Here is a 16,338-nt window from a genome sequence, read left to right on the forward strand (position 1 = left end):
ATCTATTTATGCTCTTTTTTACGTCGTTTTGTTAATAATGCTAAACCACCTAGTAATGCAGTAAATAAAGCTGTAGATGATGCATCGCTATGTGTGAGACCTGTGTTAGGTAATGTTTGGATACCATTATGATTGTGTTTATTTGAAATGTGATCTTTTGAGTTATGATTATCTTGACCATTTAAATTTTGGTGACCATAGTTTGAATCACTTTGATCAACCTTAACATTTTTTCGATTTCGATTATTTTTGTCATCATCAGACAATGTAGCTTTAACTGGTTTTGATAATGAACTATTCGGATGTTCAGCGTGATCTGTAGCTCTAACTATCACATTACCTTCTGGGATTGGCGTATTAGGTATTATAATTGCATTGCCTTTATCATCTGTTGTAGATGAGCCAATCACATGTCCGTCTTTATCAAGTAATTCTACTAAAGTATTAGGATCAGTAGTGACGCTGACAGGTGTTTTAGTTTTAGCTTTATGAATTAGACTCGTTTTAATGATTGGTTCTTTTGGTGCTGTTGTATCAGTTACATTAATAGGTTTCGAGAATGAACTATTAGGTGGTTGCGCATTGTCGGTTGCTTTAATAATAATTGTTCCTTCTGGATATGGTTTATTAGGTGTGATAACCACATGACCATTTTTATCAGTTATACCACTTCCAATTACATTCCCCTTACCGTCAAGTATTTCTACATGAGTAAACGGTTCAGTAATAATTTCAATTGGATCTTTTGTTCCCGCTTTACCTTTCAAACTTCCATTGACCTTAGGTACAGGTGGTGGTGTTGTATCAGTCGCTTTAACTGGTTTTGAAATAGAACTATTTGGATGAGTTGCATTATCAGTTGCTTTAACATAAATATTACCCTCTGGAATTAGCTTAGTAGGTGTAATTAATGCATGACCATGTTCATCAGTCACGCCACTTCCAATTACATTCCCTTTATCATCGATGATTTCTACTTTAGTGAGTGGATCAGTAGTCACTGATATCGGTGTTAGTGTGTAAGCTTTGCCAGTTAAATTTGTATTTAATTTTGGTATTGAAGGAGGTATTGTATCTGTAGCCTCAATTGGATCAGACGTTGAACTATTTGGATGTTCCGCATGATCTGTAGCTTTGATTGTTACAGGTCCTTCAGGAATTAATTTAGTAGGTGTTATAATTGCATGACCATTTTTATCAGTTGTGCCAGTACCTATAATATGACCATTTTTATCGATCAAATCTACTCTAGTATTAGGGTCAGTTGTAACAGTTATTGGTGTTAACGTCGTTGCTTTACCAATTAGGTTTGTATCCACTGTCGGCACTGTAGGTGGAATTGTATCTGTTACTGGTACATGATCTGAATCTATTGTATTTGGTGTTTCTGCGCCATCTGAAGCTCTAGCGAATATTTTACCCAATGGTAATGGTTCTCTAGGTGTAATGATTCCGTGACCATCTATGCCTGTGATGATAACGCCATAACTCTTTCCATTCTCATCAAAAATTTCTACTCTTGTTAATACATCAGTAGAAACATCAATTGGCGTTCTTGTTCCAACTTTATTTACTAAGTTAGTATTAATAACCGGTTTTCTAGGTGGTGTTGTATCTGTAACATGTCTTGGATCAGATGTTGCGTTATTAGTTGCATCTATTTGATCATATGCTTTTGCTGTAATATTACCTTCAAATAGATAATGGTCAGGTGTAATGTATGCATGACCATTTGAGCCGGTAATGCCTCGTCCAATAACATTATTATGTTTATCTAATAATTCGACACGCGTGTTTGGTGTGGTTGTAATATCTATGACAGGTGAAGAAAATGCTTTACCTGAAACATCCGTATTAATAACGGGTTTTATTACTGGAATTAACGTTGTCGCTTGAACTGGATTAGAAACTGAACTATTCGGATGTAAGGCATTATCTGTTGCTTTCGCAGTTACATTACCTTCTGGGATTGGGCGATCTGGCGTAATAATGACATGACCACTAGCATCTGTCGTACCAGCACCAAAAATTCGGCCATTCTTATCGATTAATGCAACATGTGAATTAGGGTCAGTAGAAACATCAATTGGTGTTAATGTTCCAGCTTTATATACTAAGTTTGTGTTAATCACAGGTGTAGATGGTGGTGTTGTATCTGATGCGAATTTTGGATCAGACGTCGAAACTTTTGATTCATCACTGTGATTGTATGCTTTGGCAGTGACATTACCCTCAGGAATGGGACTTGTTGGTGTAATGTATGCATGACCACTAGCATTTGTTGTTCCTGTTCCAATTTTATTTCCGTTTTTATCGAAAATCTCAACTTTAGTATTTGGGTCAGTAGAGACATCGATAACTGATACTGTCGTCGCTTTACCTACTAAATTTGAATTAATAACGGGTTTTACTGGTGGTTGGTTCTCAATTGAAGGTAATGCACTATCTTCTGGTAATATACGACCTGATAAAACTGTATAAGCAGATTTACTTGTACCACCCATTGCAGCTGTATTGGCATATGACCATGCATTTTCTAATTCTGCTGTAGTCACGTTATCTCTTAATTTAACTTCAAGATGCATATGATATGCACGATTGGCGCCTTCAGGATGGTTAGGGTCTACTTGTATCCCAATACCATAGTTCCAGCCACTAAATTTCCCTCTTTGATCTTCTACTGCTCTTCTTAAATCAGGATTATTTCTATTTGAATGGAAATATTCGTTAGCATCTGCATTAAAGCTTCTACCTGGACGAACACCATAACTAAGATAAAATGTTGTATGACCGAAATCACGTTGATTACTTCTTAGCATATCAATCACTTGAGTACTATTATCTGGATCGATAATGAAATCACTAGGTGATTCACTCAATAAACTATTATGACCACTTCTTCTTTCATATGCTGCGTAAGAAAGATTTCTAACTGAATCACTAGCAAATGAACCATCTGAATTAAGTTTCATAACTTTGTAAGGTAATAGTAAAGCCATACCTAAACGATGTTGAGAACCGGGAGGTATGAAGTTAATTCCGTCATTATTAAAGAATACATCATAAACTAAGTATTTAGAGTTACCATCATGTTTATAATATGCACGCATAACTGTTTTTCTTGATGTAATACTTTCTACACCGTTAGCTTGTTGACCAGTTCCAAGGGCTCTACCATCAGGTAATGAAGCATAGTTACGTTGATACACAATAACGTTTCTACCTGAATTCCAACGCCCGTTTAATGTAGTAAATCTAAAATTACTACCTGGTGTAATATGTTGGCCATTTCTTGGGTCACGTTTACCTGAATGTGATCTCGTAATAATATTTGCTAATGAATTACGAGTGCGTTCTAGCCTTTTAATTAAATCAATAAGGGACTGTTGTGATACATTACTAGATTGAGTAAGATGATTACTTTCTATAACTAATTGTCTAGCTTCCTCAATACGAGAATTAGTTGGTTCTAAAGCACTCGCTTCTGGTATCTTGCTTTGGATTTCTTGAGTAAGATGAGACACTTTAGTTAAATGTTTAGGGTCTACATTTGGCTTATTGTCTGATTCCGTTATTTGGTGTTTATCTGATTTATCTTCTATTTGTTGAGATGGTTTTGAATTAGAAGACTGCGTTTGTTGATGAGTTAATTGATCTTTTGCAACTGAAGACGACTTAGACTTAAGCGGTTCTGATGTTTCATTTTGAATGACAGATGAACGTTCCTCTTTTATTTCTTTATTAGAAGAGGTTGATGTATCAGTTAATACTTTGTCATCAGTCTTAGAGTTCAAAGCGCTTTTTTCAGTGGAAGGCTTATCAATTTGCTGTAACTGATTATTATTATCTACAGTTGCATTTAACGTTTGCTTACTTTGAATTGTTGTTGCATCATTTTGAAAACTATTTATGTCTCGGTTTGCTTGTGTATCAGTATTCGTCTTAGCTTTTTCTACGGTAGCATTAGCATTCTCACTTGCATGCGCTTGATCCGTATGCGTCCCTAGAAATACGAGCGTGGCAATTAAAGTTGAGAATGTTCCCACTGCATACTTTCGGATACTGAATTTCTGCAATTTATCTCGATGATTCATTGATGCGCGTCTCTCCTATTCTATGTTGTATATTCTTGATGTTGATGTTATGAGTTTGATTGAAAAGTAATTCCGATAACACATAGCTCAATATCAAAAGGTTGATAATTAAGTTACCGTTATTATTGTCAAAATTTTAAGTGTCACTTAAACACAAAAAAATTACTCGACAAAAGTTTTACAACTCCTCTCGGGTATTAAATTTCAATTATCATTATGAAATGAACAATTCAATTGTTGTTCTCTTTAATTGTAGCACTAATTCAATTCACTGTGAATTAGAATTTTTGTCAATAAAATAAATTAATTTATGAATTGAGCGGCATTTAAAATTAATGAAAAAATAAAGAGTGGAACGGAATGCTTTTAAAATTCATCGTCCACTCCTATCTTGCTTTGTTTATAAAATATCTTAGTAAAATGCGCTTTGCTAGGACCCCCTCCCGCAAAGATGAGTAGAACTGAGAAAAGCTCGGTTTAAGCGCCTTCTCAGTTCAGTCAGCTACTGCAAATTTCCAAAATACATCATTATTTTATATATGTTCTAGATTCATTGCGTCCGTTATAACTTCGATGAAATATATTTACCTGATACATATAGTTCATGTTCATTACAAATTGAAAGTATGTGATTAATTGAATGTGCGTAAGCCATATCTTTATATATTTCAATACTATTAAGTGGTACGTCAGTATATATTTCGGCTAGGCGTTTGGATAAAGTTAAGTTATCTTTATCACTTTCAATTTTCTTGCGTTGTGCAGGTGTTAATTTATCAATATTAGACAGCACATTTTCGACACTTCCATAGGTTTGAATTAATTTGAGAGCTGTTTTCTCGCCTATCCCTTTTACACCGGGATATCCGTCTGCACTATCACCCATAAATGCTTTAATATCAATCAGTTGTTGCGGATTTAACTGATATTCATCATTGAAACGTGTTAAAGTATAGCGATTATATATGTTAAATCCTTTTTTAATTAGCCACACTTCTACTTTTTCATTGATGCATTGTAAGATGTCTTTGTCTCCAGTGATGATGTGAACTTCATTATTTTTTGAAAAAGATTTTGCAAGCGTACCTATAACATCATCAGCTTCATAATTTGTCATACCTACATTAATGAAACCAAATTGATCTGAAATGTCTTTGACATAATCAAATTGAGGTATGAGTTCTTCTGGAGGCGCTGGACGGTTTTGCTTATAAGCACTATACATCTCATTTCTAAATGTTGATTGTCCCATATCCCAACAAACTGCAACATGGCTAGGTTTAATTTCATTAATCGCTGTAAAAATATGTCTGACAAATCCTTGGATACCATTAGTTGGTACCCCTTTTGAATTATACATAAATTGTTTGTGTAAACTAGTTGCATAGAAATGTCTAAAAAGTAAAGCCATTCCATCCACTAATAGGACACGATTTTCCATAGATTGTGCCTTCTTTCTATTTTAATAGTGCATTTAATTTTTGATGCGCTGTTTGTAATTGTTCAATTAAAGTATTGTCCAAATTAAATGATACTAATTCATCAATTTGGCTTTGAATCGCACCTTCAAGTTGCGCAAATTTATCTTCTGCCTCTTCATTCATTGAGGCAACAAATTGAATTAATGCTTGTCTGAATTCACTCATTTGATTTTGTAATAATTCAAGTGTGCTTATACTAATTTGTTCTTGCAATGCTCTTTGAGTATTAGGATTAAGAATTCTTCGTTTAGTTAATTGTTTAGGTAATGCAGCAAGCATATCGTTTAAATCTATACGTAAAAATGCTTTTTCAGTAAATTCAGGCGTGACATTAAACTCAGGATTAATAAACACATGCAATTGGTTTAATTTTTGTAGTATTGGTGCGACTTGATCGCTAAGTTGATGATTATAATATTTTTTTATACGCTCAACTAATAGACTTTGTTCCAAATACAGGCGTTGATGAATTTGGTTTAAAAATGTTTTAGAAGAAATTTTCTTTTCATCATTAAAATCACTATTTTGAGTCATTTGACTATTATAAACACTTTTAACATCATCTAATAATTGTAACTTTAATCTTCCATTTAAATGATAAATCTGATCTTCAACCTCATTATTAGTATGTTGTTCCGTAGTCATTAACAATTGATTTGATAATCTTTGCTTATTTTGATATTGCTTTAATTGCTGTTGACGTTGCTCAATATGAGATTGGTTTGTTTGATAGTCATTAATCATTTCTTTAAATGAAAGATTGATTTGTTCAAGCTGCTTAACCATTTGTTGTTCTAATATACGATTTGAATCTATTTCTACAAATTGATCAATACTTTGTCGTAATTGATTAATGCCTTCATCACTTTGTTTCAGTGCTTGTCTACTTGAAACGCCAAAGATATCTGATTTTAGGTTGACTTGAGTGAGCGCATCTTTAACATAATGTTTCACAGCGTTTAAATCATCAGTGCTTTCTGCTAAGTCTACCGCATTGATGACCATTTTAAATGCTTGATTTTCATTAAGTTGATTCATTTCTTTCATATGTTCAATAAAATGTTTATCGTTATCTGTAAAGGAATGATTAAAATAACTCACATATAAAATTAAGTCAGATGAAGTCAAAATTTGTTCAGTTTCATTTGTATGTCGTTGATTATTAGAATGTAAACCTAGAGAATCAACAATGATTTTTCCTTTAAGCCATTCTATCGGTAAATTGATATGGACAGTCTTAACAAATGAAGCGAATTCATCTTCGGCACTCCATTTCTTAATTTCTTCTCGAGAAATCACATGTTTAGCACCTTCTTCTAACATATCTTTATACATCGAATAATGTTTGTGAACTGCGCTTACAAAGGCAAGTTGGTTCTTTTCTAATTTACGCTTTAAACGTTGAATATCAGAATTGATAAATGAGTCAAGTGTGTCAAAAGAAACATCGTGATATTCAATCAGTTGATTAAGTTCGCTTAATAGTTGTTCTTCAGTTTTAAGTGTAATCTGACTATTCTCTCCATATGATAATTCAGTCGTCGCTGCAGTAGTTGGATTTGGTGAACTTACTAAATATTGTCCCCCTAATAAAGCGTTAATTAAACTACTTTTACCTGCACTGAATGTGCCAAATACACCAATTTTAACTAACTTATTGTCTAATCGTTCTAATGTATCTTTAATATCTTTTTTCGTTCTTTCAAATAAAGGTACAGGATTAATAATATCCAATGCTGCTTGAATATTAACTTCATTAATGTTATTGACATTCGAATGATGATTTGATGCGTCCTCATCGTTTATGGTAGCCTGTTCGGTATCTTCTAGAACATAATTTGCCTCAGTTCTACCTATTAATTTATCTAAAGAATCTTCCATATGGATATAATAATGTAAATAATTCTTAGTAGTTAGAGATGATTTTAAATTTTGTAACTCTAGATAATGCTCGTAAATTTGTAAGTCATCAGTCGTCTCCTCAGTTAAATCTTGCGCTTGTGTATACTTAATTGCTTTATCAAACAATGGATTAGATTGTTTTTCTACATCATTTCTGATTGCTTTTAGCACGTCATCACTGAAAGTAAGTATATACGTATTACTTATACTCGTTTGAGGTTGATATAAATTTGAAATTAAACTTGAATCAATATCATAATGCTGATTTAGAATGTCATGATTCACCTCGGAATTATTAATAAAGCGAGTTAAGAACGACATATCCTCTCTTAGTGGTTGTCGAATTTGTTGATTCATCTTATCTTGTAATTTAGTTACAACATTTTGTAGCCGCGCTTCTTGTTCTTCTTGCTTTTTCTTCTTTTTATTTAAGAAGCCTCCAACTTTAAAATCGTCACTCATACTTTCAAGGTATTGTCTAATTTCTTCACGCATGTCATGCGTCATTATATATGCGTTATCTAATACATCTTTACGCTTTTGTTTTAAAAAGCTTAATAATTGATCAGGATTATTCAAAAGTCTAGCTTCTTCGCTAACAGCTTGATTTTGTTGAAACTTGGCATAAGCTTGTTCCAATTCATCTTCATTAATGTTAAGTTGTTCCAATATATCTTGTCGCTCATTTTGAATATATCCTAATTGTGCTTCTGTAATGAATTTCACTGTACGATTGACATAATCTTCAATAGCTTCTCTATTATTATCTTTCTCTATTAAATACTGAGAGAGGCGTGATAGTTCATTTTCAGGGTGATCGAATTTAGACACATAAAAGATATCTGTTAGATTAATCTCCCAATCCTCAATTGACTTATTGACTCTCTCTTTAAAAGTTTCAAAAGTAATTTCATCTTCATTATGTTTATCAATTTGATTAATGATAAAGATGACAGGAATCCCTACATCATTCATTCGTTTAATAAATTGAAAATTTAAGGCTGATTGTACATGATTATAATCTACTGTATAGAATAGAATATTACTTGTGTACATGAATTGTTCAGTAGTGGATTGATGTGTAGCAACGTTTGAATCTACGCCAGGTGTATCTTGCAAAGTGAAGCCATTTTTAAATTTTGTAGATGGAAAATTAATCTCAACAGATTCTACATCTACATTTAAACGGTTCATTTTTTTAACTTCATCATAAGTTTTTAATTTAGAATATTGTTGATTTTCTAAATTAGCTATAATACCTTGTTTATCTGAAACAGATACAATTGCTGTATTACTTGTTGTTGGTACTGGTGAACTTGGAAGAATATCTTGTTCTAATAATAAGTTGATTAAAGTTGATTTACCCGCTGAAAAGTGTCCTACAAAAGAAGCAGTATATTGATTTAAATATACTTTTTTAATGACTTGATTAATGGTATGTACTAAAGTTGAGTTTTTAGATTTTTCAACTTCCTTTTTTAATTTATATAAAATATCCAGTTGTTCATTATTAGCCATGCTAAGTCCCCTTTATTTCAAACATTCTAATAAAAAAGTAAGAGCCTGAGACATACTAAATGTAACAGGCTATTTTAAAAATGGTAGTATTCTATAGAATTGAATGAACGGCATTACAATATCAATTCTGCCAAGCTACCTATTTATTAAATTTTATCACAACACTAGTTTGAAACAAATATAAAGAATTGTTAATTAAACCAAGCAGGTTTATCTCCATCAGTGTTAGGTTTATTAACACCAATATTTTCTTTTGAGTACAGTTCTGGGTTTTTAGCAATGCGGACAGCTAAACTTGCAACACTTCGACGTGAAACTTCTGTTCCTTTAAATTGAGCGTCTTTTGAAGTAACTTCGTAATCTGTTTCATTCTTAAATGTAAGCCAAGCAGGACGTATAATTGTATAATCTAGTGTTGACGCTTCAATAATGTCTGCGGCTTTACGATATTTAGTTAATTTTTCTCCAAATTGAGATTGATTAAATGCATTAAATTTAGGCGGTAATTCATCATAAATCCCAGGGGCAGCTACAAAGATTAGACGTTTTACATCTTTTTTAGACATTGCATCTACAATCGCTTGTGCTTCAACATCTAATGAACCAGATAGGCTCGCAAAGACAACATCAACTTTATCTAATGCCTGTTCTAAATCTTCCGCATTTTTTGCATCGCCTTCATATACTGTCACTCGATTTGATGCATAATCTGGAATTCGATGTGCATTTCTTAAAAATAAATCAACATTAAAATTTGAATCCTCTAAAAATATTTTAGTAGCCTCGATAGAGACCTTACCGTTTGCGCCAATAATTAAAACTGTTTGCATATGATTTCTCTCCTAACTATGATGTATAAAAATATATGTAATTGTATCTAAATTTAACACTCTTACTATCACTTTACATCAGTAATAATAAGAGCGCTAATGAATTGATTAAATTAATTAAATATTATTAGATACATCAAGAAAAATTTACAAATTTAATAAAAATTATATCTTAGTTGGTTTTTTACCCCAATATTGATAATACGTACATTCAATATAACCATTGAATAATTTTCTTCTCTTAGTCGCTTTTCGATTAACTAAGAATTCGAATTCTTTGTTGCTAGTAAGAATGTAGGTTGATAGATGTGCATGTTGATTCATCAACTTACCAATATAACGATACATTTCTTCAACTTCTTCTCTATCCCCAATACGTTCGCCATACGGAGGGTTCCCAACTAAAGCAACAGGGTTATCCGTATCAATCGTTAATGTATTAACATCTTTCACGCTAAATTGAATAATATCTGCTAAGCCGACTTCTTCAGCATTACGTTTAGCAATTTCAACCATTTCAGGATCTATATCGGATGCAAATACTTGAATATCTTTATCATAATCTGCTTGCTGATCAGCTTCGTCTCTCATTTCATCGTATATATTAGGTGGCATAATATTCCATTCTTCAGAAACGAAATCACGATTGAATCCAGGTGCGATATTTTGAGCAATTAAACAAGCTTCTATCGCAATGGTACCTGAACCACAGAATGGATCAATGAAAGGTGTATCTCCTTTCCAATTTGCTAATCGAACTAAACTTGCAGCCAATGTTTCTTTAATCGGTGCTTCCCCTTGAGCAATTCGGTAGCCACGTCGATTCAAACCAGAGCCTGATGTATCAATGGTTAGTAAGACGTTATCTTTTAAAATAGCTACTTCAACAGGATATTTCGCGCCACTTTCGTTTAACCAACCTTTTTCATCGTATGCTTTCTTTAAGCGTTCCACAATTGCTTTTTTTGTAATTGCTTGGCAGTCTGGCACGCTATAAAGTGTAGATTTAACACTTCTACCTTGAACAGGAAATTGGCCTTCTTTATCAATAATGTCTTCCCAAGGTAATGATTTCGTCTTCTCAAAAAGTTCATCAAATGTTTTGGCATTGAAGCGGCCAACTACGATTTTAATACGATCAGCTGTACGCAACCATAAATTACATTTTACAATCGCTTTAGCATCACCTTCGAAAAAGATGCGCCCATTTTCAACTTGTGTTTCATATCCGAGTTCTTGAATTTCTTTGGCAACAACAGCCTCTAATCCCATAGGACAAACTGCTAATAATTGGAACATGACGTGATCTCCTTTTTTATAATTACATTTATATGTTAACAAATATTTAAAATCTTATGTATGATTAGAAAAAAATAAAAGCTCTCCAATCAATGGGAGAGCTAAACTAGTTCATGATATTTCTGTAAGCCATGTTCTGTACCGTTGTACTCATATCGTACACTAGTTGTACTGGTACGTCGGTGGTAACCATCTGTCTACATATCTTTATATTTCGATAAAGACGTCTCGTTTATACGTTGAATTCCGCTAAACAAGTGCTCCTACCAAATTTGGATTGCTCACTCGAGGGGTTTACCGCGTTCCACCCTTCTTATTTCTAAGAAGGCTACGTCACTGTGGCACTTTCAAACTAATTTAACCGTATCATTAGACTTAGGTTATTTCGTTGCCGTCAAATTAATGCCTTGATTTATTGTTTCATCAAGCACGAACACTACAATCATCTCAGATTGTGTGAGCATGGACTTTCCTCTATATTGCTATAGCGATTACCCAAAATATCACTCTTGCGATTATATCATAATTATCTATACTATTACAGATATTTTTGTAGATTTACTATTGTTTAGTGAAAATGACACTACACAATAGTTACCTATTATTACATTCATTAAATCTAAAGACGCTTACATTACTTTCCAAATACAGCTTTTTCTAAGTTAGAAATTCGTTTTAAAATATCAACATTATTGTTTGATGAATTAGCGTTGTTTGAAGAAAATGATTTATTGTCAGAAGGTCTTGATGTTGCCACTCGTAGTCTTAATTCTTCAACTTCTTTTTTTAGTTTGTTATTTTCTTCAGACAATTTTACAACTTCATTATTCATATCAGCCATTTTTTGATAGTCTGTAATGATATCATCTAGGAAAGCATCTACTTCCTCACGACGATAACCACGGGCCATAGTTTTTTCGAAATCTTTTTCATAGATATCTTTTGCTGAAAGCTTTAAAGAAACATCTGCCATTTTTTCCACCTCATTCGAAACTTTGATCTTGCTCCCACTGCATGTCATTTATAAAATCAGTGAGTTCATCAAATGCCACAATATCACAAGTATAGTTTGTTTTATCTATAAAATCAACTAACATCCTTTTAAAGAATTTCGGGCTTCCTTCTTGCTCATCATCATATATAAGTAAAGACATATCAGAGTGATCTAGCATAAATTGATCTGTTTGTTTGAACTGATACGGCCCCTCATATTCTGAATGATGAACACTTTCCATAAAATCAGCTTCTTGCGCAATCTTATTATACTTCATTTGATTTTGTTCATTCCACTTCGGCGTATGTCCGTAAAATGGTGTTATAATGCCTAATTTCAATTCTGGATAATCAGAACGTAAATCGATAACAACCTCAGCAGTCCATAATTCAATACCAAGTTGACCTTGGATGAGGACCCATTCAAGACCTTCATCAATATATTGAAGTAATTTGTGCTTGAGAAATGCTTTTAAATAATAGACTTCAGGTGCATCATCTTTAAATATATTTAACTCAAATGATTTATATCCTGTAACATACACAGTTTTCATTTGTGCGACATCACCCTTCAATAGTTTGATAAATATAATTTAAATCGTAATTGACTGCTTTTACCTTTTCAGTGAACAACTTTTTACTCGTTCTATGAAAATGGCAGTCGACAGATAATTCTTTATAAGACTTGATAAGTAAATCAAATTTGTTGGCGTTCATATAACTTAGTTGAATAATCTGTGGTTTTAATTTGATTAGGCTTTCTAATTTAGCATCTATCATTTGTGTGTATGGATAAACCACATTGTAAAAATCATAATCATTTTGTGACACTTTCACGTTATTAAAGCGTTCTTCAATTGTTTGTAGTTCATTAAGTAAGTCATTTATTGTTTTCGTATCCATGAAGACGCCCTCCTTATATCCAATTTAATTTATCATAATTTAATCCGACCGTCATTTAACTGATAGCTTCATTAATAGGATAAATACATTGAAATATTGTTTTACCAGATAAATAACGTTAAAATGAAGAAGATTAATAATGAAAGTCACTCATAAGTATAAGTGCTTATTTGTTTATGCTTCATTATTATCTATCCTAGTTTGAAATTACAATCCGTAATCACTTAAGGATACCATTTAGAATTGGTTGGTATTAGTGTTACATATCCACTATTAAATGTATTCAAACTTGTGTGGTGAATCTAATGAATTACCCTAATGGCAAACCTTTTAAGGGAAATACGACTAAGGTCGGAAGAAATGGCAAATCGAATTCTAGTAATATAGAATATGGTGGCCGTGGTATGACTCTTGAAAAAGATATTGAACGTTCTAACGATTACTATTTAAACCATGGCAAAGCGGTTATACATAAAAAGCCGACACCGGTTCAAATCGTTAATGTTCATTATCCGAAACGAAGTAAAGCAGTTATTAATGAAGCTTACTTTCGTACACCTTCAACTACGGATTATAATGGCGTGTATAATGGTCATTATATTGATTTTGAAGCAAAGGAGACTAAGAATAAAACTTCTTTTCCTTTGAATAATATTCATGATCATCAAGTAGAACATATGAAAAAAGCATTTCTTCAAAAAGGAATTGTATTTTTAATTATAAGATTTAAAATACTTGATGAAGTATATCTATTGCCATTTTCCAAATTCCAAAAATTTTGGGAAAGATATAAAAATGAAATAAAAAAATCAATAACAGTTGAAGAAATAAGAAAAAATAGTTACTATATTCCTTATCAGTATCAACCAAGATTAAATTACCTCAATGCAGTTGATAAGTTGATATTAGATGAAAGTGAGGACCGCGTATGACGGAAAATAAAGGATCTTCTCAACCTAAAAATGGTAAAAATGGGAAGTCCAAAGCAAAAAAGAATAAGAATGTGAAAAGAACGATTATTAAGATTATTGGCTTTTTATTAATCGCCTTTATCGTTTTAGTTCTACTAGGCATTTTATTATTTGCGTACTATGCATGGAAAGCACCTGCATTTACCGAATCTAAATTACAAGATCCTAAACCGGCAGAAATTTACGACAAAAATGGTGACTTGGTTAAAAAATTAGATAACGGCGCAAGACGAGAACATGTTGAATTAAAAGATGTTCCTAAAAATATGAGAAATGCCGTGCTAGCAACTGAAGATAATCGATTCTATGAACATGGTGCAATTGACTATAAACGTTTATTTGGTGCTATTGGTAAAAACTTAACTGGTGGATTTGGTTCACAAGGTGCATCTACCTTAACGCAACAAGTAGTTAAGCGAGCATTTCTAAGTGAAGAGAAATCTATCGGACGTAAAGCCCAAGAAGCTTACCTATCTTATCGTCTAGAGCAAGAGTACAGTAAAGATGAAATTTTTGAAATGTACTTAAATAAAATTTATTACTCAGACGGTGTATATGGTGTTAAAGCTGCAGCTAAATATTACTTTAATAAAGATTTGAAAGATTTAAATCTTGCTGAAGAAGCATATTTAGCAGGTTTACCACAGGTGCCTAACCTTTATAACATTTACGATAATCCTAAACAGGCAGAAAATCGTAAGAACACTGTACTTTACTTAATGCATTATCATAATAGAATTTCTGATAAAGAATATAATGATGCTAAGAAAATCAACTTAAAAGCGAATTTAGTAGATCGTACAGCTAAGGAACGTCAAATTGGCACAGATGATTCTGATTCAGAATACGATTCATATGTAAACTTTGTTAAATCTGAATTGATGAACAACAAAGAATTCAAGGATAAAAACTTGGCTGATGTTCTTCAAAGTGGAATCAAAATTTACACTAATATGGATAAAGATGTTCAACAAACATTACAAAATCGTATAGATAATGGTAATTACTACAAAAATGATGACCAACGAGTTGGTTCAACAATTCTTGATAGTAAAACGGGTGGTCTAGTTGCAATCTCTGGAGGACGTAACTTCAAAGACGTTGTAGATAATAATGCTGCAACAGATGCACACTTAACTGGTTCATCATTGAAACCATTCTTATCTTATGGTCCAGCAATCGAAAATATGCAATGGGCTACAAATCATGCAATTCAAGATGAATCTAGTTATTCAATTGATGGCGGTACATTCCAGAACTATGATGGAAGTGGTCATGGTACTGTAACTGCGTATGATGCATTAAGACAAAGTTTCAATATCCCAGCACTTAAAACTTGGCAACAAGTGAATGCACAAGCTGGTGACAATGCAGTTAAGAAATTTGCATCAAAAGTTGGATTAGATTATCAAAGTGATATTGGTCCTTCTGAAGTACTTGGTGGTGGCGCTTCTGAGTTCTCACCTACTCAATTAGCATCTGCATTTGCAGCAATTGCTAATGGTGGTACTTATAATAATGCGCATTCGATTCAGAAAGTTGTAACAGCTGACGATGATACAATTGAGTTTGATCATACGAGTCATAAAGCGATGGAAGACTACACAGCTTACATGTTAGCTGAAATGCTCACAGGTACATTTAAAGCCTATGGTTCAGCTTATGGACATGGCGTTTCAGGCGTTACAATGGGTGCTAAAACTGGTACAAGTACTTATGGTACTGAAATTAACCAACAATATAACCTACCTGATAACGCTGCAAAAGACGTTTGGATTAATGGCTTTACACCTAAATACACGATGTCTATCTGGATGGGCTTCAGTGAAATTAAAGAAGGTGGCGTTAACTCATTCTTAGGTCACACAGAACAAGAATATCCACAATTCTTATATGAAGATGTGATGTCAGATATATCTTCTAGTAATGATGGTGACTTTGAAAAACCAGATTCAGTTATCGGTTCTAGTCCTGATAATTTATCAGTTAGTGGTCATCCTGATAACAACACAACTAATCGTGAAGTAAACGGAAGCAGTGGCTCAAGTACATCAACTAACTCTAACAGTTCAAATAGTAGTAATAGTAACAATAGTAGCAATACTAATTCAGGAAATACGAATAACAATTCATCAACACAAAGTTCAAATAGTTTCGGAAGTACCCTTTCAAACATTTTTAATTTAAATAGTATTTTCGACTTTAAAAAAGCTTCATAGTGTTTTTGAAGTGTTAAATATTTAAATGAAAGACTGGGACATCATTCCTAGTAAAATAGCCAGTAAATGAGTTTTGATAAATTCATTTACTGGCTTCTTTATTTATAATAATTAGTATTGTTGGATTG

10 protein-coding genes and 1 other RNA gene are annotated in these 16,338 nt (G+C 32.8%); 2 read left to right on the forward strand and 9 right to left on the reverse strand.

Annotated features, from left to right (window positions below):
• Window positions 1-2: 2 nt before the first annotated feature.
• From KA909_RS03245 to KA909_RS03290, 9 genes are all read right to left on the reverse strand, one after another.
• A complete protein-coding gene (locus tag KA909_RS03245) occupies window positions 3-4,094 on the reverse strand; it encodes a YSIRK-type signal peptide-containing protein (RefSeq protein WP_228480712.1) in 4,092 nt (1,363 codons plus the stop codon).
• 562 nt (window positions 4,095-4,656) lie between these two features.
• Window positions 4,657-5,535: a 5'-3' exonuclease gene (locus KA909_RS03255; RefSeq protein ID WP_075108789.1), complete on the reverse strand. Its 879-nt coding sequence runs from the start codon at window positions 5,533-5,535 to the stop codon at window positions 4,657-4,659.
• Between the two features lie 16 nt (window positions 5,536-5,551).
• Complete coding sequence (locus tag KA909_RS03260; protein WP_210129955.1) at window positions 5,552-8,995, reverse strand: dynamin family protein; 3,444 nt, start codon at window positions 8,993-8,995, stop codon at window positions 5,552-5,554.
• Window positions 8,996-9,186: 191 nt separating this feature from the next.
• A complete protein-coding gene (locus tag KA909_RS03265; RefSeq protein ID WP_075108787.1) occupies window positions 9,187-9,825 on the reverse strand; it encodes an SDR family oxidoreductase in 639 nt (212 codons plus the stop codon).
• Window positions 9,826-9,990: 165 nt separating this feature from the next.
• Complete coding sequence (locus KA909_RS03270; RefSeq protein WP_193839336.1) at window positions 9,991-11,124, reverse strand: THUMP domain-containing class I SAM-dependent RNA methyltransferase; 1,134 nt, start codon at window positions 11,122-11,124, stop codon at window positions 9,991-9,993.
• A gap of 120 nt (window positions 11,125-11,244) precedes the next feature.
• Window positions 11,245-11,627, reverse strand: an RNA gene (gene rnpB, locus KA909_RS03275) — RNase P RNA component class B.
• Between the two features lie 131 nt (window positions 11,628-11,758).
• Entirely contained in the window at window positions 11,759-12,097 is a 339-nt protein-coding gene (gene gpsB, locus KA909_RS03280) for a cell division regulator GpsB (protein WP_053029416.1), read from the reverse strand.
• A gap of 10 nt (window positions 12,098-12,107) precedes the next feature.
• Window positions 12,108-12,671: an SLOG family protein gene (locus KA909_RS03285; protein ID WP_210129956.1), complete on the reverse strand. Its 564-nt coding sequence runs from the start codon at window positions 12,669-12,671 to the stop codon at window positions 12,108-12,110.
• A gap of 10 nt (window positions 12,672-12,681) precedes the next feature.
• Window positions 12,682-13,020 (reverse strand): DUF1798 family protein, encoded by a 339-nt coding sequence (locus tag KA909_RS03290; protein WP_193839335.1) that lies wholly within the window; start codon window positions 13,018-13,020, stop codon window positions 12,682-12,684.
• Window positions 13,021-13,325: 305 nt separating this feature from the next.
• On the opposite strand from KA909_RS03290, the gene recU reads away from it, so the two are divergent.
• A complete protein-coding gene (gene recU, locus KA909_RS03295; protein WP_053029419.1) occupies window positions 13,326-13,952 on the forward strand; it encodes a Holliday junction resolvase RecU in 627 nt (208 codons plus the stop codon).
• Window positions 13,949-16,210, forward strand: coding sequence for a transglycosylase domain-containing protein (locus tag KA909_RS03300; protein ID WP_193839334.1), 2,262 nt, complete (start codon window positions 13,949-13,951; stop codon window positions 16,208-16,210). Before recU ends, KA909_RS03300 begins: the two co-directional genes overlap by 4 nt.
• Window positions 16,211-16,338: the final 128 nt, after the last annotated feature.

Origin of the sequence: Staphylococcus sp. GDX8P54P, assembly GCF_017893165.1 — a bacterium.
GTDB classification, from domain to species: domain Bacteria; phylum Bacillota; class Bacilli; order Staphylococcales; family Staphylococcaceae; genus Staphylococcus; species Staphylococcus borealis.